This window comes from Streptosporangium sp. NPDC020145 (assembly GCF_040631275.1).
Classification (GTDB): domain Bacteria; phylum Actinomycetota; class Actinomycetes; order Streptosporangiales; family Streptosporangiaceae; genus Streptosporangium.
In genome coordinates this window covers 427,389-449,166 of the sequence record NZ_JBEXZT010000001.1, presented here as the reverse complement: position 1 = coordinate 449,166, position 21,778 = coordinate 427,389, and the positions used below count along the sequence as shown (strand labels likewise).

General features: G+C 71.5%; 15 protein-coding genes. 6 read left to right on the top strand and 9 right to left on the bottom strand.

The annotated features are described in order from the left end of the window. Positions 1 to 6: 6 nt before the first annotated feature. Genes ABZ463_RS01835 through ABZ463_RS01825 form a run of 3 tightly spaced genes read right to left on the bottom strand, consistent with a single transcriptional unit; the run spans position 7 to position 7,924 of the window. A complete protein-coding gene (locus tag ABZ463_RS01835; protein WP_362771981.1) occupies positions 7 to 3,426 on the bottom strand; it encodes a hypothetical protein in 3,420 nt (1,139 codons plus the stop codon). Further along, a complete protein-coding gene (locus ABZ463_RS01830; RefSeq protein ID WP_362771979.1) occupies positions 3,423 to 6,074 on the bottom strand; it encodes a hypothetical protein in 2,652 nt (883 codons plus the stop codon). The genes ABZ463_RS01835 and ABZ463_RS01830 overlap by 4 nt, the downstream gene beginning before the upstream one ends. A 17-nt stretch (positions 6,075 to 6,091) precedes the next feature. After that, the gene (locus tag ABZ463_RS01825) at positions 6,092 to 7,924 is read right to left on the bottom strand and encodes a DUF4407 domain-containing protein (RefSeq protein ID WP_362771977.1); all 1,833 of its coding nucleotides are present in this window, start codon (positions 7,922 to 7,924) and stop codon (positions 6,092 to 6,094) included. Positions 7,925 to 8,576: 652 nt separating this feature from the next. On the opposite strand from ABZ463_RS01825, the gene ABZ463_RS01820 reads away from it, so the two are divergent. Beyond that, positions 8,577 to 9,248, top strand: a complete 672-nt coding sequence (locus tag ABZ463_RS01820) for a pyridoxamine 5'-phosphate oxidase family protein (RefSeq protein ID WP_352015751.1) — start codon at positions 8,577 to 8,579, stop codon at positions 9,246 to 9,248. After that, entirely contained in the window at positions 9,245 to 10,270 is a 1,026-nt protein-coding gene (locus tag ABZ463_RS01815; RefSeq protein ID WP_352015752.1) for a zinc-binding alcohol dehydrogenase family protein, read from the top strand. The genes ABZ463_RS01820 and ABZ463_RS01815 overlap by 4 nt, the downstream gene beginning before the upstream one ends. A 123-nt stretch (positions 10,271 to 10,393) precedes the next feature. Here ABZ463_RS01815 and ABZ463_RS01810 read toward each other — a convergent pair whose 3' ends face one another. Then, the gene (locus tag ABZ463_RS01810) at positions 10,394 to 12,778 is read right to left on the bottom strand and encodes a M4 family metallopeptidase (RefSeq protein ID WP_352015753.1); all 2,385 of its coding nucleotides are present in this window, start codon (positions 12,776 to 12,778) and stop codon (positions 10,394 to 10,396) included. Between the two features lie 432 nt (positions 12,779 to 13,210). Here ABZ463_RS01810 and ABZ463_RS01805 point away from each other — a divergent pair, with 432 nt between their 5' ends. Next, entirely contained in the window at positions 13,211 to 13,990 is a 780-nt protein-coding gene (locus ABZ463_RS01805) for an IclR family transcriptional regulator (RefSeq protein WP_352015754.1), read from the top strand. On the opposite strand, the gene leuA is transcribed toward ABZ463_RS01805, so the two are convergent. Beyond that, the gene (gene leuA / locus ABZ463_RS01800) at positions 13,987 to 15,756 is read right to left on the bottom strand and encodes a 2-isopropylmalate synthase (RefSeq protein ID WP_362772213.1); all 1,770 of its coding nucleotides are present in this window, start codon (positions 15,754 to 15,756) and stop codon (positions 13,987 to 13,989) included. The genes ABZ463_RS01805 and leuA overlap by 4 nt on opposite strands. A gap of 172 nt (positions 15,757 to 15,928) precedes the next feature. Between leuA and ABZ463_RS01795 the strand changes: the two genes are divergently transcribed. From ABZ463_RS01795 to ABZ463_RS01785, 3 genes are all read left to right on the top strand, one after another. Next, a complete protein-coding gene (locus tag ABZ463_RS01795; RefSeq protein ID WP_352015755.1) occupies positions 15,929 to 16,624 on the top strand; it encodes an FCD domain-containing protein in 696 nt (231 codons plus the stop codon). 49 nt (positions 16,625 to 16,673) lie between these two features. Further along, on the top strand, positions 16,674 to 17,471 hold the full coding sequence (locus tag ABZ463_RS01790) for a GNAT family N-acetyltransferase (protein ID WP_362771974.1): 798 nt from the start codon (positions 16,674 to 16,676) through the stop codon (positions 17,469 to 17,471). Positions 17,472 to 17,618: 147 nt separating this feature from the next. Continuing rightward, complete coding sequence (locus ABZ463_RS01785) at positions 17,619 to 18,746, top strand: right-handed parallel beta-helix repeat-containing protein (protein WP_352015757.1); 1,128 nt, start codon at positions 17,619 to 17,621, stop codon at positions 18,744 to 18,746. A gap of 2 nt (positions 18,747 to 18,748) precedes the next feature. Here the strand turns inward: ABZ463_RS01785 and ABZ463_RS01780 are convergent, their stop codons facing one another. From ABZ463_RS01780 to ABZ463_RS01765, 4 genes are all read right to left on the bottom strand, one after another. Further along, positions 18,749 to 18,964, bottom strand: a complete 216-nt coding sequence (locus ABZ463_RS01780) for a hypothetical protein (RefSeq protein WP_352015758.1) — start codon at positions 18,962 to 18,964, stop codon at positions 18,749 to 18,751. Between the two features lie 209 nt (positions 18,965 to 19,173). Continuing rightward, positions 19,174 to 20,412 carry an MFS transporter gene (locus ABZ463_RS01775; RefSeq protein WP_362771972.1) on the bottom strand — a complete coding sequence of 413 codons (1,239 nt, stop codon included), beginning with the start codon at positions 20,410 to 20,412 and terminating at the stop codon, positions 19,174 to 19,176. A 96-nt stretch (positions 20,413 to 20,508) separates the two neighbouring features. Next, complete coding sequence (locus tag ABZ463_RS01770; protein ID WP_352015760.1) at positions 20,509 to 20,961, bottom strand: VOC family protein; 453 nt, start codon at positions 20,959 to 20,961, stop codon at positions 20,509 to 20,511. A 329-nt stretch (positions 20,962 to 21,290) separates the two neighbouring features. After that, positions 21,291 to 21,566, bottom strand: coding sequence for an SAV_915 family protein (locus ABZ463_RS01765; RefSeq protein ID WP_352015761.1), 276 nt, complete (start codon positions 21,564 to 21,566; stop codon positions 21,291 to 21,293). Positions 21,567 to 21,778 lie beyond the last annotated feature (212 nt).

Sequence of the window (21,778 nt, the reverse complement as noted above, 5' to 3'; positions counted from 1 at the left end):
CGAAGGTCAGTGGTCACCGGTGAAGGGCTCCCACTCCGGTTTGCCGAACGGTTCCCCCGGCTCCATCGGGGAGGTGAACACCGCGCCGGGGTAGTCGGCCAGGTCGGTGAGACTGCGGGCGGCCAGGTAGCGGGGGTATCCGACGTGGATCCGCAGCCTCCCCAGGTGGTCGAGGGTGACGTGGTAGCGCACGTGCGCGTCCCTGCGGGGCGCGGACATCCGGAACAGCGGGGAGAGGTTGCCGCGCCCGTCCACCCAGAGGAACTCCCAGGTCGCCGCGCCGTACGCCTGGGCGGGCGGGGGCAGCCAGGCCGGGGAGATCGCCCCGCTGAACACCCGGCCGTCGCCTCCGCTCTCCAGCAGGTAGGAGCGCAGGTGCCGCCGGGTCTCCTCGCCCGGCGCCAGGATCGGGAACAGCTCGACGGTCGCCCTGTCGTCGAGCGCGTCCGGGGTCCTCCTGACGTGGATGGCGGCGGGCAGCCCCGTGGCCTCCAGCGGGACGCCCCGGCGTCCGCCGTTCAGCGCCGTCGCGACCTCGCCGTGGTCGCCGTCGACGAGGTAGACGGGGTTGCCGCCGTGGCACAGGTGGATGACCGGTTCCAGCTCCTGGTTGATCTCGATCTGGAAGCGGATCCTGCCCCAGTCGACGTTGGCCCTGGTGAGCCTGTCCTGCCTGCTGTCGAAGGTGAACCTGCCCCACTCGATGGACTCGCCCCGGTCGCCGCCCAGCTCGCGGTGGATGTGGATGTCCTCCTTCATCGGGCGCCAGGCCGTACGGACCGACAGTCTGCCGGTGCGGTCGGCGACGTCGAGCTGGTCGCCCGCGTTGAGCAGCATGCCGACCCGCGTGTCGGCGTTCTGCAGGGAGAAGTCGCACGGCAGGCTCTGGAACAGGTTGTCCACGGCGATGCCGACGACGTTCTGGCCCGCCCGCAGCCGTTCGCGGCCGTCCACGTGGCGTTCGGCCTCGCCCGAGGGTCCGCCCGTTTCCTCGCTCTCGATGTCGGCGTAACGGCTGAAGCTGTGCGCCCAGCACGCGCCGATCGAGGTGGCCTGCTTGGCGTAGCGGCGCTCGACGACCAGGCGGGGAACCGGGACGGCGTCCGTCCCGTCCGTGGCGTTCAGGGTCAGCTCGCGCAGCCGTCTGGCCACGATGCGTTCGACCAGGGGCATGGTGCTGGTCTTGCCGGACAGCGCGACGATGTCGATGGGCTCCTCGGGCTCCCGGCGGCGCTGCGCGCTGAAGGTGGTGAGCGCGATGTCGACGGCCGCGGTGATCACGGGTGTCGCCAGGTGCTCGAACTGCTCGGGCAGCAGGGTGACCACGGTGTGCCCGAGCCGTTCGACCAGCGCCGCGGGCGGCCTCGACCGGCCGTCGACGTTGTTGAGCACCTCCTGCAGCTTGTTCTTCGGCAGGGTGTACTCCCGGCCCGCGCCCAGCAGCCGTTTGGCCTGTTCGGCCTCCTGCCACAGCCGGAAGAACGCCCGCCCCGGCGCGGCGCGCCCGCCCGCCGCCAGCGCCGGGCTGTGCGTCGGCAGCAGTTCCCGCAACGCCGTCCAGACCCGCTCGGGTCTCGGCCCCGGATCGGGGTTGGCGATGAAGGCCGGGGCGATGGGGCGCGGCACACCGTCGGCGCCGACGTGGGAGGACGGCCAGTGCCCCAGCCACGCCTCCTCCTCTGCGCTCCCGGCGGCGGTGTCCCCGCCGCTGCGGGTGGTCAGGGCCATCAGGGCGTCGGCGATCTCCGCCTTCAGCCAGTGGAACACCCGCAGGGTCAGCAGGTCGCCGCCGAGCTGCGGGTGCCCGGTCGAGCCACGTACCTCGGGGCGGATCACGTAGTGGCGGCCGAAGAACTCCTCGGGGACGTCCTCGGCGGGCACCTGCCGGTCGAGCAGGTGCAGCGCGAACAGCGCGACGTCCGTCGTGCCCCCGCCGATGTCGATGACCAGCATGTTCTGCCGCCAGGCGGGGCGCCCCGGCCGTACCCGCCGTGACCTGGCGCGGAACGGTTCGACACCGGTGTCGGACTCGCCGCCGAAGTCGCGCATCACGAAGAACAGCGCGGCGGCGACGGCCTCGTCGAACGTCGTGGTCACCCTGGCCATCCTGAGACTGGACTGCGCCAGTTTCTCCAGCGCGCGACGCCCCGACGGCGGAAGTGTGGTCGGGTAGGTCAGCACGAGGTGGTTCAGCCCGCGGATGCCCCACTCCGCGGAACGTTTCTCGTTACCGTACTCGATGGTCTTGTCGACCAGGTCGTTGTAGGCGTGCATCAGCAACGTGTCCGTCGTCACCGGAGCCCCGCCCTCGCCGCGCAGTTCGGGCAGCTCACGGGGCCGGGAGAAGGCGCGCTTCAGCCCCGGGTAGGCGCGCGTCACCCGGTCGGCCCGGTCGCCGAGCACCGCCCGCAGCGGGGAGCCCTCAAGCACCTTGATCTCGCTGGAGATCTCCGGCGAGTCACCGTCGAAGACGACCTGGTGCAGGTACAGCGAGCCGAGCGCGGGCGTGCCGAAGGCGTCGGCGTAGCAGCCGTCGAGGCTCATGGCGTAGGCCGTGCCCAGCTTCTCGTCCATCCGGGAGATCGCCACGTCGAGCTCCTTGCAGAGCACGTCCCGGTAGCGGACCTTCGGCACCGGCAGGTGCTGGAAGCCCGGCTGGAGCACCTCAAGGCCCTCCCTGGTGACGGTGACCCGGACGGAGTCGCCGGTGCCCGACAGGCCGAGCAGCGAGTTCAGCCGGGTGGTCAGCCCGCGCACGATGTCCTCGCGCGCCTGCGCCCAGTCGGCCTCGTGCGTCCCGGCGGGGCCGTCGAGCAGCAGCCGGTCGAACCCGGCGAGCAGCACCTCGAACTGCTGCTCGTCCATCTCGACGCGTTTGCCGCCCGTCCTGTCGTACAGCGTGACGGTCGAGGAGGAGGTGCCGAAGTCGACCGCCGCGTGCCCGAAGAAGCTCACGTGCCGCCGGGGCTCGCCGATCGGGGCGACCCGCCGGGTCGCGTCCCGGTTGACGCCGCTCCTGGAGGGACGCGCCCCCGGCGGCATCAGCCGCAGTTCGAGCGTGAACTCCCTGGGTCCCGATCCCGCCTCGCCGATCCACCAGGCGATCCTGACGGTCCGCTCACCGCCGAGCCCGAGGTCGGCGGCCGGGAGGGCGGGCCCCTGGACGAGCAGGTAGCGTCCCGGCATCGGGCGCGGGCGCCAGCCGGGAAGGGTGTACAGCTCGGCGATCCGCGCGGCCAGTTCGTCGCCCGGTGGCTGCGGCCCCGGCCCGTGGACGTCCACGGCGTTCGCCACCCCGTCCGGTTCGGCGAACACGTCGGGCAGGCGGTACTCCCCGTTCACCTCGAAGATCGTGAACACACCGGCTGAGGTCTCGTCGTCCCCCTCGCCGTCGTTGGGTCCCGCGAACAGCAGGCGCACGGTCATCGGGCGTTACCTCCGGGCTTTGCGTCCCATTCGTCGAGCAGGTCACGGACCGGGCCGTCCGCCGGGGCCCGTCCGCCCTCGTGCGTCCCCCGCCGGGTGAGGCGCCGCACGCTCTCCTCAGCCGGTACGGCCTCACGCAGCTCCTGCAGCTCCACGCGCAGTTCCCGGCCCAGCCGGACCGCGTCGGCCAGCAGATGACGCCGTACGTGGTGGCCGACCGCCGCGACGATGTCGCCGCGCACCCGGAAGATGTTCATCTGGTGGGTGACGATCCTGGCCCCCGCGTCCCCGGCGATGTTGCGGCGCCCGCCGTTCCAGGGCAGCGCCTGCGCGGTCCGCAGCGGGAACCGCTCGGCGATCCGTTCCCTGTCCTCGTGGGAGTCCCCATAGGAGCCTCCATGGGGGTCCCCGTGGGAGCGGTCCCCGTTGGACGGCGGGACGGGCACCGGCAGCAGGCCCGCCGCCGCGTCGGGCAGCCAGTCCATCGAGACCAGGCTGAGCAGGTTGTGCCCGCGCGCCTGGCCGTCGTCCTCCGGGTCGAGCGCGGCCAGCAGCCGCCCGACGGACTCCGCCGTGTCCGGGGCGCGCAGCCGTTCGCGCACGTGGGCCAGCTCCCGGTGGCGCCGTTCCGCCCAGGCGGCGACGGCCTCCAGGTAGATCTCCCTGGCCTCGCCGACGGCCCTGACGCAGGTGGGCTCGAACCTGGCGAAGAGCCGTTCCGTGGTGTCGGGGGCGGTCGCGTCGGCCTCGGTCGGCATGCGCCGCGCCACGCCGAAGCCCCGGCCGCCCGCCGCCCTCCCCCCGCCGAGCGGCGGCCCGATCCGGCCGTCGTCACCGACCCGGTCCCGGTACTGCTGCCATTCCCGCCAGGTGAACACGTCGTAGGTGGCGCCCGCCCGCGCCAGGTCGAGGACCGCGGAGCCGCCGGGGACGACCTGCGTGCCGTCGGCCGCGAGGCGTTCCGGGTCGGCCAGCAGCCCCAGCGACCTGACCGTGTGGGAGGTCTCCTCCTCGATCATCCGGAACAGCGCGGTCAGCGAGCCCGTGTCACGTACCCCCGCCTGGGCGCCGCCGAGCGCCGGGCGCAGCATCCGGTCCAGCGCCCGCAGCGCCGCCAGCAGGTCGGTGGCGATCGGCACGACCGCCTCGTGCTTGAGGAACACGCCGTAGGTCCGCACGTGCCGGTCCAGCATGTCCCGCAGCCCCGCGACACCTCCGTCCCGCCCGAACCCGCCGAACGCCGCGGTGTACGGGTGGCCCGGATCGGTCAGGGCCAGGTCCGCGGCGATCCGCTTCCACCGCTCCGCCTGCGCCCCGGCGGCGCCGAGCGACGCGGTGATCTTCTCCCCCTCCTCACCGCCGGTCTCGTACGGCAGGCCCTGGGCGGCGATCGCGACGAGCGAGGAGGTGAAGGCAACCCGGTCCTCCCTGCGCCCGTTGAGCGTGGTGGCCATCCGGTGCAGGGAGGACAGGTCGCGGGAGGAGGCCACCAGGTCGGCCACGCCCGCGAACGGGACGTCCGGCGGCTGCAGCAGGTCGAAGCAGTTGGCCGCGACCAGGATCGACTCGCTGAGCGCGCCCTTGCCCCTGCGGTTGCGTTCGAGCAACGAGTAGAACTGCCGCGCGTCGTCACGCTCGGCCCGGTGCGAGGGCAGCACGATCACGATGGCGTCGATCTCGTCCAGTTCCCTGACGCTGAGGTACTCGTCGCGGACCGCGGTCGCGCCCAGCCCGGGAAGGTCGCACAGCTCCGCCGCGGTGCCGTCCCCGGGCAGCGGCCCCGCCCAGTCCCCTTGGGCCACCGAGACCTGGCAGACCACCCTGCGGATCAGGGTGAAGGTGGTCCGCAGGGTCTGGGCCGTCAGCGGGTCGCGGGGCGAGAGGGGGAAGCCCTGCGCGGTCCTGGGAAAGGCGCGCGGCAGGTCCCTGATGTCCTCGATGTCGAGCGCCTGGCGGAGCATGTCCGGCTCGACCGGCAGGGTCAGCCCCGTGTGGCCGTCGAGCACGAACTCCCCGGCGAGTCTGAGCGCGTCACGGATCCTCGTCAGTTCGAGCGTGATGCCCAGCAGCCTGGAGTTCTCCATCGCCGCCCAGTCCAGCGTGTTCTCCGCCCACCGGTTCAGGACGTCCCAGCCGTCCCTGACGGGGTTGTAGCCGCCCAGCGCGGAGACGTCCCTGCCGCCTCCGGCCCGCTGCACGGTCCTGACCAGCTCGTCCATGATGTAGCCGACCGTCTCGGCCAGCTCGTCACGGGTGAGGTACTCGATCCTGGCCGCGCGCACCCGGGTCGGCTCGCCCGGCGGGGCGGGCTCGACGCGCAGCACCGTCACGTTCCCCGTGGTGGGCGAACCGGAGACCGGCAGCAGCCCGGGGGCGCCGAGCAACGTGCCGAGCAGCATGGACTTGCCCGCGCTGTACTCTCCGACGATCCCCACCGAGACGGGTTTCGCGCAGCGTTCCCTCAGTTTCACGGCCAGTCCCGCGGCCCGGTCGTGGGCCTGGCGTAAGGCCGCCGCCTGCGGGACGTCCTCCTGGCCGAGCGCGGTCATCGCCCGGTCGGCCAGCTCGCGGTAGCGGGCGATCGCCGTACGGTGGCCGGTGGCGGATGAGGAGGCCGATCCGCCCTGCCCGGCGTGGAAATCGGTCAACGAGACTCCTCAGGTTCTCAAGGAGATGGATTGCGGTCGATCCGGGTCCCCGAGACGCTCCGGCCAGGGCCGCGGATGTCCTCGCGTCCCCGGTCGTAGCTGTCCCGTGTGTTCAACCGGTCGAGGTCGTACCTCATGTCGATCTTGGCGATGTGCGAGTCGCGCAGGCGCTGCGTCTCGTAGGCCTGGCTGTAGGCCAGTTCGCGCAGCCGCCTTTCGTAGACGGTCGGGCCGCCGAAGAGCTTGACGCTGAGCGGCAGCAGGTCGAGCAGCAGGATGGTGACCCGCAGCACCCACGGCAGGGCGACGACGACGGCGCTGCCGCTGTTGTCGATGAAGTCGTGCAGGGCCTGCTCCTGGGCGACCCAGCCGACGTTCCTGCGCACGTCGGCGCGTTCGGCCTCCCGGTTCGCGCGTTCCTGGCCCTCGTAGACCTTGAACTCCCTGCTGACCGAGTCGCGGGCCAGGTCGCACCTGCCCTGGGCCGTGACGTACTCCCGCTGGGCCTTGTTGTAGTCGGCCTCCAGCTTGGTGGCGATCGGGCCGAACCCGACGGTGCCGCTGAGCCCCTCGCCCCTCCTGCCGAGCGACTCGTCCTGCTTCTTCTTCAGCGCGGCGTCGCGCGCCTTCTCCTTGCTCCTGGCGGTCGCGCACAGCTCGACCCGGTCGTACTTGGCATCGAGCTGTTTGCGTTTGTCCTGGTCGGCCGCCTTGAACGTGGCGTCGAGCCGGTCGGCGCGCGCGTTCTGGTTGAAGGCGAGCTGGTCACGGACCTCGGAGTGGAAGATGAGCAGGGTCACGGCCTCGGCGATGACGAAGGAGACGCCCAGGGCGAGGACTCCACGCATCACGTAGGTCAGCCAGCCGGGCTTCCTGACCTTGCCGACCGGGTCGAGCAGACCGGTGGCGTCGGTGCCGGACAGCACCTTGCCGTAGCTCGGCTCGGCGACGATCGACCGGTCGACCCAGAAGATGAGGACGCCCCAGATGACCGCGAACGGCAGGACGGCCGGGGAGAAGCCACCGCCGATGACCGAGGCGAAGACCGCGAACATCGTGGCGGCGACGAAGGAGACCAGGCAGACGAAGACGCCGATCGTCGAGTACCGGTACAGCTCGCTGCGGTTCGGGATGAGGGCGGGGTCGGCGCCCGCGCACCACAGGAAGGGGCGCGACAGGCGGGGGACCCGGTAGGCGGTGATGCCGGTGAAGTCGGTGTCGAGCCGGGACGGGGCACGCACCGGCGCCGGCTGCGGCGTTGTGGGCGGCGGGGACTCCCGTCGCCGTCTCAGCCCGGACAGCCTCCCGGAGAGCGATCCCGACAGGCGTTCGTAGGCGGCGCCGAGTCCCCGGGGGCGTTCCTCCTCGTCCTCGTGGACGGGCTCACGCGTGCCGGGACGGTCACGGCCGGCATCGCGGTCTGCGCCGCGGATCGCGGAGAACACGTCCGTCGGGTCGTTGGCGGTCCACTCGCTGTAGTAGGAGCCCGGGCTCGGCTCCGGGGCCGTCGGGGCCTGCGCCGCGCCCGGCACCGCGTCGTCCGGCTCACCCACGCCGGAGACGGCCCGGCGACCTGCCGGGCTCCGGTAGGCGCGTGTCCCGTTGGGACCGCCGGGCTGGGGATGCTCAGGACCGCTCTCTGGCCCGTTCCCGTTCGCGGGCCCGTTCCCGTCCGCGGGCTCGACGCCGGAGTCGCCGCCGGTGAGCACGGTGCCCACCCGCACGGGCTGGGTCTCGTCTTCCTGAGAGGCCGGGGGGTTCGGGGGGCTCTGACCGTTGCGCGAGGGCGGCGACCAGGTGAAGTCGCCCCCCGGCGCGGCGTAGTCACGGAACCGGTTGTCTTCCGTCATCGGCTCAGCAGCACCTCAGGTCCGGTGTCGAATCCATCGTGGGGCCCGGCCTCGTGCTTCCCGGCGTCCGGCCCCCGGCCGTCCTCGCCGGAGGGCGCCCCTCGCCCTGCCCAGGCACCTGCCGGTCCCGGTCACCGCTCCGTGCGGCCGCCCCGGGGCCCATGCCGGAACAATGCAATATGCCCACCGATCTAATGCATATATATGAGGGTTTATAGTACGGCCCACATTTACCCCAAACGAGGGACCCCCGGGAAGAGTTCCGGGGCGTGGCCCAGAACCTTGCTCACCAAAAGCCGCAAATCACCACTTCTCCGGACCCTACCCCCCAGAGGGCCGGGACGCGCGGAGAAGTCTCGCGGCGCAGGTCACACCGCATGCCTGGCACTACGAAGCCGCTCAAAAAGAACGTACATCACCATAATTACCAAAAGTGGCATTACAGGATACCCGGCCGTCGCGTTCCGGGCGCGACCCCGGCGGCCTTTCTCCAATCGACAGGACCCTCTCGCTTTACAATGTAGATTTTGCGAGATCCCCCATGCCCCCTGCCACGGAGCCGGGGCCGGATTAGGGCGGCCCACCGGGGGGAGGCAGGCAGAAAGAGCGCGCCGGAGCCCCGGACGCCCCTCACCTGCCATTGGAGACTGCGATGACCGAACGTGCGACGGCACCCGGCGACCTGGGCCGACGGGTGACCGGCAGACGCGAGGAGCTCGGCATGACCCGCGAACGGCTGGCCGCGCTGGCCGGGATCGACTCCGGATACCTCGGCTATCTGGAGGAGACGACCGCCTCCCCGACCGCGGAGACCGTCAGACGGCTGGCCGCCGCCCTGGACACGAGCCCGGAGGAACTGCTCGGCGGCACCGTCGACCTGCCGCCCGGCCACGGGGCTCCCGGCCCCCACGCCCGTCTCGAACCCCTGGGGACCGAGGAGTGCCTGCGGCTCATCGCCCCGGGGGGCGTCGGCAGGGTGGCCTTCGAGGAGGCGGGCGGTCCCGCGATCCTGCCGGTCAACTACGTGCTGCGCGAGGGTGCGGTGATCTTCCGTACCTCCCTGGGCGGCACCCTGGACGAGAGCCTGCGCACGGGTGTCCGGGGCGTCGAGTTCAAGATCGCGTTCGAGGTCGACCGGATCGACGACGTCAACCGCGAGGGCTGGAGCGTGCTGGCGCGCGGCGGCGCCCACCACGTCACCGGCGAGGAACGGGAGGCGGCGGCCGGATCCGGGGTCGCCCCCTGGGCCGGCGGAGAACGCGACCTGTACATCAAGATCGTCCCAGTGGAGATCACCGGGCGGCGGATCAGGAACACCCCGTGACCCTGGGCGGGAGCCCGGCCGAGATGGACGCCTGGGTCGTCTCCCGCCCTGGGCCGATGGCCACGCGCCCCCTGGAGCGGGTCCGGCTGCCCGTCCCGGAACCGGGTCCCGGGGAGGTGCTGGTCGAGGTCGAGGCGTGTGCCGTCTGCCGTACCGACCTGCACCTGGCGGAGGGGGACCTGCCCCCCAGGCGGCCGGGGACCGTGCCCGGCCACGAGGTCGTCGGCCGGGTGGCCGGGCACGGCCAGGGGGCCTCCCGGCTGCCACGCGGCACCCGGGTCGGCGTGGCCTGGCTCCGCTCGACCTGCGGGCGCTGCCGCCACTGCCTCAGGGGGGCGGAGAACCTCTGCCCGTCGTCCACCTACACGGGCTGGGACGCCGACGGCGGCTACGCCGGATACCTCACCGCCCCGGAGGACTACGTCCACCCGCTGCCGCAGGGGCCGTCCGCGGAGAAACTCGCCCCGCTGCTGTGCGCCGGGATCATCGGCTACCGTGCCCTGCTCCGCAGCGACCTGCCCCCCGGCGGCAGGCTCGGCGTCTACGGTTTCGGCGCCTCGGCGCACCTGACCGCGCAACTGGCCGTGGCGCAGGGCGCGACCGTGCACGTCATGACCCGCTCGGCGCGGGCCCGCGAGCTGGCGCTGCGGCTGGGGGCCGCCTCCGCGGCCGGGGCGGCGCAGGCCCCGCCGGAGCCGCTGGACGCGGCGATCCTGTTCGCGCCCGCCGGAGAGCTGGTGCCGGTCGCGCTCGAAGCCCTGGACCGGGGCGGCACCCTCGCCGTCGCGGGCATCCACCTCAGCGACATCCCCGTGCTGGACTACCGGCGCCACCTGTTCCAGGAGCGGACGCTGCGCAGCGTCACCGCCAACACCCGCGCCGACGCGCGGGCCTATCTGGAGCTCGCCACCGGACATCCCCCCGAGGTGACGACCGTCGCCTATCCCTTCGAGGCCGCCGACCGGGCGCTCGCCGACCTGGCCGCCGACCGCGTCGAGGGCGCCGCCGTACTGCTGCGCTGACCCGCGCACGCGAAACGGTCACCCGCCCTGGGGCGTGTGACCGTTCCTGGAAAAGAGGTACGGCGGGCGGCCATGCCCGCCCGCCGTACCCGGTCTTCAGTTGTGCGATCGATCAGTCAGCGATCAGACCGGCTGCCACAGAGCCGGGACGTTCGGCGGCTCCCAGCCGGGCAGGGAGGTGTGACCCTGGAGGCAGCGGTAGCTGGCGCCGTTGTAGGTGACGATGTCACCGGCGTTGTACTGCTTCCACTCCTGCCAGGTGGTGCCGCCCGGGTCGCTGCTGACGGTCAGCGCGAAGCTGGTGCCGTGAGCGGCGGAGGCACCCGTGCCCGTGAGGGTGATGGTGTAGTTACCAGCCGGGACGCTGGAGGAGGCGGAGATGTTGACCGTGGAGGACCCACCGGCGGTGACGCTGGCCGGGCTGAAGCTCACGGTGACCCCGGAGGGGGCGCCGCTGGCGCTCAGCGAGACGTTCTGCGCGTTACCGGAGGTGACCGCGGTGGACAGCGTGGCGCTCGTCGAGCCACCGGGCTTGACCGTCGCGGAGGCCGGGTTCACCGCCACCGAGAAGTCGTCCTGGCCGGGCTGGCCGGTGACGGACAGCTTGAAGGTGGTGGAGTGGCTGACCGAGCTGCCCGCACCGTTGACGGTGATGGTGTAGTTGCCCGTCGGGGTGCTCGCCGAGGTGGCGATGCTGACCGAGGACGACTGACCGGCGGTGACGCTGGCCGGGCTGAAGCTCACGGTGGTCCCGGCAGGGGCACCGGTCGCGGTCAGCGCGACGTTCTGCGCGCTACCGGCGGTGACCGCGGTGTTGACGGTCGCCGAGCCGGACGCGCCGGCCTGGACGCTCACCGTGGCCGGGTTCACCGCGATCGAGAAGTCGTTCGGGTTCTGGATGGTGCAGGTGGCCTCACCGGAGACGGCCGGGACGTTGACGGCGGTCCAGGCGGCCTTGACGGCGTTGAACTCGGTGCAGCTGTTGGGGAACTGCTGCTTGGCCGCGGACAGCGTCGCCGAGCGAGCCCGGGCGTGGGTCAGGCTGGAGGTGGTCCGCAGCTGCAGCGAGGCCAGGTAGATCTGGCCGGCCTTCTGGATGCCGATGCCGGTCAGGCTGGACGGGCCGGAGCAGACAGGGCTGTTCGGCTTGCCGCCACCGGGGTTGGTGCCCTCAGCCAGCAGGTAGAACCAGTGGTTCTGCGGGCCGGCCGCGGCGTGCACCTCGGTGTTCGGGATCGAGGAGCTGTAGCAGTCCGGGTCACCGTTGGTGCTCGGCTTGTACATGTAGCGGATCGGCCCCTGGCCGACGAGGTTGACTTCCTCACCGACGGTGTAGTCACCGGGGTCGTTGGGGTTGTTGGCGTAGTGCTCGAGCAGGGCGCCGAAGATGTCACCGGTGGACTCGTTGAGGCCGCCGTCCTCGTTGCCGCCGCCGCCACCGCCGCCGGAACCGGCGAACTGGTAGATGGCGTGACCGTACTCGTGGCCGACGACGTCCATCGGGGTCGCCTGCTGGGTGTTGGCCTGGTTGTGGCCGAAGTTGGTGTAGGAGCCGTTCCAGAACGCGTTGACCTGGTTCAGGCCGACCCGCGCCGGGAAGCCACCACCACGGCCGTTGAAGCCGTTGTAGTTGAACCAGTCCTTGAGCATGTCCCATTCCTTCTGCGCGGCCCAGTAGGCGTCCACGCAGGCGGTCTCAAGGTTGGTTCCCTGACCGTTGCCCCAGCTGTCGGTGCTCTTGGTGTACGGCGTGCCGCCCTGGCCACCACACGCCAGACCGCTGCGGGTGTTGTCCCGCATCGTGTAGGAGGGGGTGGTGGCGATGGTGACCTGGCCGTTGTAGAAACCGTTACCGGTTCCCATCTTGACCGCGTCCCAGTTGCTCAGGATCGAGCCGTTCAGCGCGTCGACGTAGACGTGCTGGACGCTCGGGGCGGTCTTGGAGCTGCCGCTGACGACGACTTCCCAGGCCAGGCGGGGAGCGCCCGTCTCAGCCAGGGCGTGCACGACCAGCTTGGGCGTGGTGACGCTTTCGACCTTGGCCACCAGGGTGCGCGCCTTGTTCGCGGCCTTGCGCGCCGAGAGCGAGGGCTTGACGTCCAGGTTCAGCTCGGTCTTCTGCGCGGTCTCAAGGGTCGAGACCGTCAGGCCCGCGCCGTCGGTGGCGACGACGACGCCACCGCCGTAGACCGGCAGCCCCTTGTAGGTGCGGTTGTAGGCGAGGTACTGCGCACCGCCGACCGAGGTCGCCTTCTCCAGGGTGAAGACATCGTCCTCACTCTTGGCGAGGCTCTTCTCCTGGGCGGCGATGGCCTTGCCCGCGAGGGCGATGGCGTTCTTCTGCCCCTGGGGGGTCGGCTTGGTGAAGCCGGGTGCCTCCGCCGTTATAGTGCGGGCCGCGGTGTTCGCCGGTGCCGCGGTGGCGCTCGTGGCGCTCACGATCGACGTAGTGGTCATGGCTGCGGCCGCCAGCATGGCCACCGCGCCCAGTTTGACCTTGGGATTCACGCGGGGTGACTCCTCTCGGTGTCCCTTGGGGGGTTAGAGGGATGCAAGGAGCCCTGACAGTTGGGCTGGACCAAAGCTGACACCGAGGAGGTATGGCGGAGTACCCCACGAATTTCCATAACTTCGCGATATAGAACGACGGGGCATTGAAACATGGCTGATGGGGTCGGACGCCCCGTCCGATTCCGGTCGCCACCGGCGGGCCATCTCATTACGCCATACCTTCTTGAGCATCCTGCCGCGGCAGACACCCTCACGCGCAGGCCGCCCTGGGACATGCCCGGGAGGAGGGGACCAACCCTCCCGTTTTTCACCACTAAAGTAGCAGGAAATGCGCTTTATCCCATAATGTGGGAACAAAACCACGCAAAGCAGGCGATAAGTCCGGACCTCAACCCGGTGACATGCGGATATTTCCTATATCGTGGGAATATGGAGAAGAGCGGGGTCCCGTCCGGCACGCAGGCCGTACAGCGGGCCATGAGCGTGCTGGCCTGCTTCAGGGACGGAGGTCCCACGCTGAGTGCCTCCGACCTCGCCCGCAGGACAAGGCTGTCCACCTCGACCGCGCACCGGCTGGCCCGCGCGCTGGTGTCGACCGGCTTCCTCGAACAGGACGCGCGGACCTCCAGGTACCGTCTCGGCCCCTCGATGACGGAGCTCGGCCGTCTCTCCTTCCACCAGCGGGGTCTGCACCGGGTCGCGCCGGAGCTCGGCCAGCTCGCCCACGCCACCTCCGCCACCGTCGACCTGGCGATCCGCAACGGCCCCCACGCCGTGATCCTGATCGGCGGCTCGGTCGACCCGGATGACGGAACGGGCCTGCGCAGGCCGCTGCACTCGACCGCGCTCGGGAAGGTCCTGCTCGCCTGGGCCCCGCCGGGAGAGGACGACGTCGCCGCGCTCGGCCCGCTGCGGCCGCAGACCGAACGCACCATCGTCGACCCGGAGGAACTGCGCGCCGAGATAGAGCGGGTGCGCAAGGCCGGATACGCCCTCAACGACGGCGAGTCCTCCCACGGGATCAGGACCCTCGCGGTCCCGGTCCTGGACCGGGCGGAGCAGGTCAGGTACGCGCTGGCCGTGCGCTCGACGCCCGAGGTCATCACCGACACGCGGATCGGCTGGTTCGCCATGCACGCGCGGGCCTGCGCCAGGGCGCTCGAAGTGCTCCTGCTGCCGCCGGAGGAACGCAGGATCACCGACTTCTAACCCGTTTCCGGGGAGCGGCCGGAGCCGAAAGCGCCCGCCCCGAGGAGCGCGCCCTCGGGAGAGAGCACGGCGTTGACGGCGGAGAGCACGGCGAACACGGACGCGGTGAGCACCGAGGCGTCGAGTCCGACCCCCCAGCGGGTCACCCCGCCGATCCGGCACTCCGCGTAGGCGGCTGCGTGGCTGTCACGGCCCTGTCCCAGCGCGTGCTCGGCGAAGTCGAGGACGTCGATCTCGATCCCCACCTCCGCCAGGGCCCGGGTCAGGGCCGACAGCGGCCCCTGCCCCGTCCCCGTGTGCTCGGCCCGTTCCCCGCCGACGCGGAACTCCCCGGTGAAGAGGTGCGTGCCCGGCTCGGGCTCGCTCACCCGCCAGGAACCGAGGGTCACCGGGCCGCGCCGGTCGAGATACTCGGCCCGGAAGAGGTCCCACAGTCCCTCCGCGCCGATCTCGCCGCCGTCGCGGTCGGCCGCGCGCTGCACCGCCCCGGAGAACTCGATCCGCAGGCGGCGCGGCAGGTCCAGGCCGTGGGCCGTCCGCAGCACGTAGGCGACACCGCCCTTGCCCGACTGGCTGTTGACCCGGATGACCGCCTCGTAGTCGCGGCCCACGTCCGCGGGGTCGATCGGCAGGTACGGCACGTCCCAGGGGGCCCGTTCCACGGGGACGCCCAGCTCGGCGGCCCGCCTGGCGTGATGGGCCAGCCCCTTGCCGATGGCGTCCTGGTGGGTTCCCGAGAAGGCCGTGTAGACGAGGTCCCCGCCGTACGGGTGGCGTTCGTGGACCCGGATGCGGTTGCAGTGCTCGACGGTACGGCGGACGCCGTCGATGTCGGACAGGTCGATCATCGGGTCGATCCCCTGGGCGTGGAGGTTGAGCGCCAGGGTGACCAGGTCGACGTTGCCGGTGCGCTCACCGTTGCCGAACAGGCATCCCTCGACGCGCTGCGCCCCGGCGAGCAGGGCCAGTTCCGCGCACGCGACGCCGGTGCCCCGGTCGTTGTGGGGGTGGACCGACAGGATGACGCCGTCACGGCGCGCCAGGTTGCGGTCCATGTACTCGATCTGGTCGGCGTAGACGTTGGGGGTGGCGATCTCGACGGTCGCCGGGAGGTTGTGGATCACCGGCCGGTCCGGGCAGGCGTCCCACAGCTCCGACATGGCGTTGCAGACCTCCAGCGCGTAGTCGGGTTCGGTGAGGTTGAAGACCTCGGGGGAGAACTCGAAGCGCACCGAGCCCTCCGGCATCGCGTCCGCACCCCTGGCGACGTCCCGGCCCGCCGCCAGGATGAGGTCGCGCAGCTCGTCACGCTCCCGGCCGAGGACGACCCGGCGCCAGGTCGGCGCGGTCGCGGTGTACATGTGCACGACCACGCGGCGCAGGCCCGCGACGGACTCGTAGGTCCGCCGGATCAGGTCGGCGCGGGCGGCCGTGAAGACGACCACGGTGACGTCGTCGGGCACCAGGTCCTCCTCGGCCAGGTGGCGGACGAAGTCGAAGTCCGTCTGGCTGGCGGAGGGGTAGCCGACCTCTATCTCCTTGAACCCCATGGCGAGGAAGAGCTCGAACATGCGGCGCTTGCGGGCGGGGTCCATCGGCTCGGCGAGGGCCTGGTTGCCGTCGCGCAGGTCGACCGGCACCCACAGGGGGGCGTGCTCGATCCGGCGCAGAGGCCAGGCGCGTTCGACCGGCGGCAGCGGGACGCGCTCGTGCGCCGGGCGGTAACGGAAGGAGGGCATCGCGCTGGGGCGCTGGGTGTTCCAGATCACGGGGGTTTCCTTTGGGCCGTCGTGGTGACCGGCGGCACAGCGGCACTCCGCGACGGGGTGCCGGTCAGGTCAGGCCCCGCCGCGGCGGCCGAGAAGGAGAGCACGCGGTGTCATGCCGGGTAGACTAACCCCGAAACAACTCCTCAGACAACCTGAGAGGTTTGGACAGGTGACACTGAATCCCCTGACCCGCAGCCCGCTGGCCGACCAGGCGGCGCGGACGCTGCGCGAACAGGTCGCCTCGGGGCGCTGGCCGGTCGGCACCAGACTCCCCGGAGAGAACGAGCTGGCCAAACAGCTCGGCGTCGGCCGCTCGACCGTGCGTGAGGCCATCCGCGCGCTGGCCGGGGCCGGGATGCTGCAGACCCGGCAGGGGTCCGGGGTGTTCGTCGTCGCCGTCCGGCCGGTCGAGGATCTGCGGACCACACTGCGCCGCGCCTCGGCCGTCCACCTCTTCGAGGTCCGCGCGCTGCTGGAGGTCGAGGCGGCGGGGCTGGCCGCGCTGCGCAGGGACGACGACGACCTCACCGCCCTGGACCACGCGCTGGCCGCCCGGCACGCCGCGGCCCTCGGCGGCGACGAGGAGTTCGTCGCCGCCGACGTCGCACTGCACGCCGCGGTCGTGGCCGCCGCGCACAACCCGGTGCTGACCGAGCTGTTCTCCGCCTTCGAGCCCGCGCTGCGCGACGGCCTGGTCGACCTGGTCAGGCTGCTCCCCCTGCGCCACGACCGCCCCGACCCCGGCGCCGACAGCCACACCGCCCTGGTCGACGCCGTACGGCGAGGCGAGGCCGGACGGGCGAGCGAGATCATGCGGCAGGAGGTCGAACACAACCTGACCCTGCTGAGAGACGCGAACGACTGATCACCAGGACGGTCCCGGCTAAGGTGTCGCGGCGAGGAGGTGCGTCGCCGTGGACGGTGAGAGGCCGGTGAGGGAGCTGCAGGAGAGAGCGGCCCGCGCCCTGCCCGTCGAGCACGTCAGACCCCTCGGAGAGTGGTCGCTGCGCCACACCCGTGGCCCCTCCTGGTGGGCGGGAACGGTGCTGCCCCACGGCGACCCCGGTCCCGGTGACCTCGCACGGGGAATCGTCGAGGCGGAGGCGTTCTACGCCGGTCACCGTACGAGATCGCGCTTCCAGATCAGCCCGGCGTGTCCCGGAGACCTCGACCCCCTCCTGGCTGAGCGCGGCTACCTCAGGGTGAACGCGGTGTCGTTACAGGCCGCGCCCACCACACGGGTGCTGGAGCGCCTCGGGGACGCCCCGCTTCGGATACGGCTGGACGAGCGCCCGACAGCGGAGTGGTTCCGAACCTGGCAGGCCGTGAACGGCCGGGGCGGTTCCCGTGCCGAGTGGGACATGCTCACCCGTCTGGACCTGCCGTGCGCCTACGCCTGCGCGGTGGCCGGCGGCGGGGTCGTCGCGGTCGGCAGGGCTGTCGCCGACACCGGCTGGACCGGGGTGTTCGGGATGGCCACCCTCCCCGGGGCCAGGGGAAGGGGCGCGGCCCGCGGGGTACTCGCCGCGCTGGCCCGCTGGGCCGCAGAACGCGGAACGGCCCGCATGTACCTACAGGTCGAGCCGGGCAACGCCCCGGCCCTGCGACTGTACGGAAGGGCGGGCTTCGAGGAGGTGTGCGCCTACCACTACCGCGCCGCCCGCCGGGAGAAGGCGTCCGGCGTTTCCGATCCAGTAGCGGAAAAGCTTTAACGACGGCATTGGCGGCACAGGTTTTCTGACTTCTCGAATCAGCGCGGATCATGCAGTCTTTGGCCTTGCGCGTTCTTCGGTCAAGGAATTCGCATCGGCCCGGCCAAAACGCCCGGACGATCCGCCCAAAACAGAGAAGAGACCACCGTGAATTATGGAAAAGAACCGGGGAAAAGGCACGTTTTAAAAACGGCCGCCTTCACCCTGGCCCTGACGGCCGCGCTGGCCGTGCCCTCGCCTTCGGCCGCGGCCGACGAGGAGGTCGGCTGCGGCGCCGTACTGACCTCGGACGTGACCCTCACCCGGGACCTGAACTGCGCCGGTGACGGGCTGACGATCGGCGCGGACGGCGTGACCGTCGACCTCGCGGGCCACAGCATCGCCGGAGACGGTACCGGCAGGGGTGTCGCCGTCGGCGACAGGAAGGGCGTCGCCGTACACGACGGCGTGATCAGCGGGTTCCGCCTGGGGGCCGAGGTCGTCGGCGGCGCGGCCGTCTTCTCCCGGGTGAGGTTCGCAGGCAACGCGCTGAGCGCGGACCAGGCCGCCTCCCTGACCCTGGTCGGCCCGCGTTCCGCCTGCCTGGCCGAGGGGATCGACGTGACCGGCTCCTCCGTCCTGACGATCGACCGGTGCACCGTGCACGGACGGCTCCAGGGGACGAACGGGCACGGGTGGACGGTCAAGGGCAGCGTGCTGAGCAACGGCTACCTTGAACTCGCCGAGAGCGGCTCCAACGTCTTCAGCGGCAACCTCTTCGACGGCTTCCCGGTGAACCTGACCGAGCGGAGCAACGACAACGTCTACACCGACAACGTCTTCACCAACGCCCAGGTCGGCTTCCGTGCCGAGCACTCGACCGGCGCCCCGAACAGGGTCGAGAACAACGTCTTCAAGGCCAACCGCTACGGCATGACCTTCTGGGTCAGCTTCTCCAACGTGTCGGTGAGCGGCAACAAGTTCGAGGGCAACCGGGTGGCCGGAATCCTCATCGACCCCATCCGCTTCACCGGGGTCACCCCCTACCCGGTCAGCGGGAACACCTTCGTGCACAACGGCCTGGCACCGCTCGGCGCCGTCGACAGGGACGGCGACCCCATCAAGGACGGTGTCCACGTCTCCGGCACCGAACAGGCGCCGGTCGAACTGGCCCGCAACGACGGCACGGACAACGGCGGATTCGTCATCTGGGGACGGGCGGGCGAGGTGACCGACGGCGGAGGCAACCACGGCCCGTGCGGCCCCAGGAACGACCCCGGCCTGAACTGCTCCTGACCTCAGACCCGTTTCCAGGAGTTGCGCATCCACCGGGCCTGGTCGTCCGTACGGTCGAGGAAGGTCTGGAGGAATCCGCAGGAGACACAGGCATAGAGATCCACCTTCTCGGTGTGGAGCATCCCGAACAGAGCGGTCGGAGTCTCCAGACGGGTCGACGCGGTGTAGATCTCCTCGCCTCCGCAGACCGCGCAGACGCCGTTTCTCATGTCTGTCATTGCCGCATGATAATGCGCGCGTGTGAGAGGAAGGGAGTGTTCTCCGGGCCCGGAGGGGGCCGTGACCATAACCTTTTGTCATTCGATTAGAGCGTGTCTTCCGTGAAACGGCCTCCGCGGGAATTCCAGCGGAGGCCTGAACACGCGGCCACGATGACGGTCGTGTGTTCACCGCCCGCTGGACGCAGGAACGCCGGCCCGGCGGCGGGTCAGAGCCTGGCGGCGAACCAGCCGACGGGCGCCAGGAGAACGGCCATGACGAGCAGGAAGGCCAGCGACGCCGTCCACGTGCCGGTCGCGTCCCGCAGCAGTCCCGCGGCCAGCGGACCGGCGGCGGCCATGAGATAACCGCAGCCCTGCACCACACTCGACAGCCGGTCGGCGTGCGAGGGCCCGCCCGCCTTGGCTGTGATCATGGCCAGGGCCAGCGGGAACGAGGCGACGCTGAGCCCCAGCAGGAGCGCCCACGCGTACGGCGCCGCCCCCGGCGCGACCAGCAGCCCCGTGAACCCGGCGGCGCCCGCGACCCCGCAGGCCGCGGCGTACCACGCCTGGCTCCGGGAGGTACGCGCCAGGATCGACACCGTCAGGCCCGTGGGCAGGCTGACGAGCTGGACGAACGACAGCGGCAACCCCGCGTCGGCCGGGGCGGTCCCCGCCTCGGTGAGGACGCGGGGCAGCCAGGCGAGCACGACGTAGAAGACGACCGACTGCAGCCCGAAGAAGACCGCCAGCGCCGCCGTGGTCAGCCGCCGCACCGGCCGCCGACCGACGTCCGCCTTCTGCGTGGCCTGGGAGCCCGGTACGGTCACGGCGCCGCGCGGGGTGGCGCGGGCCAGAAGCGCCAGGGGCACCGCGGCGGCCAGGGCGGGCAGCGCCCACACCGCCAGGGCCGGGCGCCAGCCGTGTGTCAGGTCGTCCAGCGGTTTGGCCAGGGCGGCGGCGAGCATCGCGCCGCCGCCGATCGCGGAGGCGTACAGGCCGGTCATCGCCCCGGTCGCCGTGGGGAAGCGCCTCTTGACCACGCCGGGAAGCAGCACGTTGCCGATGGCGATGGCGATCCCGACCAGGACGGTCCCGAGGAGAAGGGCCGTGGTCGCGCCCGCGCCGCGCAGCAGGATGCCCGCCGCGAGCAGGGGCATCGTCGCCATGAGCGCCCGCTCGGCGCCGAACCTTCGGCTGAGCGCGGGGGCGAACAGGGCGAAGACCCCGAAGCACACCAGCGGCAGCGTGGTCACCAGGGAGATCGCGCCCGCGCCCAGCCCCAGCTCGGTCCCGGCCTCCCCGGCGAGCGGGGAGAACCCGGCCAGGGCGGGGCGCAGGTTCAGGGACAGCGCGACGACGGCGGTCACCGCGACCACCGTCGTCACGATCTCCGCCCGGCCCCTCCCCCGGGCCGTTCCGTGGACCCCCTCCTGAGCCGTCGTCTCCTCCACGCCGCCTGTCATGGCTCCCCTTCTCCCCCGCCGGGCTCCGGCGTTCCCGCTGATTCGCCCGGGTTGTCCGGTGCCACCATGCCAGACCGGTGACACCGGCGGAGAGGGTCAGTCCCCCCAGACGGTGCGGACCTCCTCGAAGACGCGCTGGTCGTGGGAGATCTCCACGACGTTGCCGTCCGGGTCGCGCAACGCGCAGACGTAACCGACCGGCGGGGGCAGGTCCATGGGCTCCCAGTGCAGGCAGCCCCGCCTTCTCCCCTCGGTCGCCGCGCGGTCGACGTCCTCACGTTCGGGCACCTCCATGCCGAGGTGCGCGAACGGGAACAACTGTGGCTGCCGCCTGCCCCGGTCGGCGGCGAACTCCACCAGCACGAGCACGAAGGGCGTCTCGACCTGCCCCTCGTTGGACAACCAGGCGTTGCGTCCCTGGTCGTCCTCGTGCCGGGAGACGACGACCAGCGGGGTCATCGTGGTGTAGAACTCGATCGCCTCGTCCAGATCGCCGCTGGGCAGGGCGACGTGCGTCCAGCGTGCTCTGGTGAGTCTCTTCTCCGGCATCCGCCCCTCCTTGGACCCTCCCTCGCGCCGTACAGCCGATGTGGGTGGTCCTTCCCCGGCCACACGCCGGAACGCCTGGGGTAGGGCTCACCTCACCCCCGCGCGGCGGAAGAGGCCGGCCTGTGCCGTGGGAGCGGCCCGCCCGTGCGCTCTTTCCGCGTCCCCGTTCGCCTCCGCGGGATCCGGGCGGACGAGGCCCTGACGTCTCCGGGACCCGGCGGTCCGATCCGTGAGGGAGGGCGGCCGTTCGGCCGCCCTCCCCGTTGTTCCCGTGTCGGCCCGGCGGAGAGCGACGGGGGAACGCCCGGAACCTCCGGGCGGGGCCCGTCTCACGCCGCCTGCAGGCTGGGGTCTCCCTCGGTTCCCGCAGGGTCGATCACGATGCCGCTGACGCCGAGGTCCTCCAGCATCCTCCGCAACGCGCGCTCGGTGAGCCACATCCAGGCGTGGCCGTCGCCGAGTGCCCGGACGAGCCGGTCCCGCGAGGTGAACGCGACCGCCGTCCTCTCCCCGGTCGCCGTCCGGAACAGGCGCAGGGCCAGGCTCCCCCGGCCAGCGCGTACGGGCACCAGCAGCGGGGGGTCGTTCCGGCGCGAGATCTCCATGGACTCCTTCTCCTTCAGGTAGCGAGGCGCGGTGGCCGCGCGAGAAGCACGCTATGGCGGCCATCGATCGGAAAAAGTGATCCAAACGGGATTCTTACGCCCGCAGAGCCATCTCTGACAACCCTTTGACAGGGAAGATCCCGAGATGGCCATGGATGCCTGACTTCACCGGACCGTACGGCTCGCGCCCGGGGCACACCGGACGGCGGGAG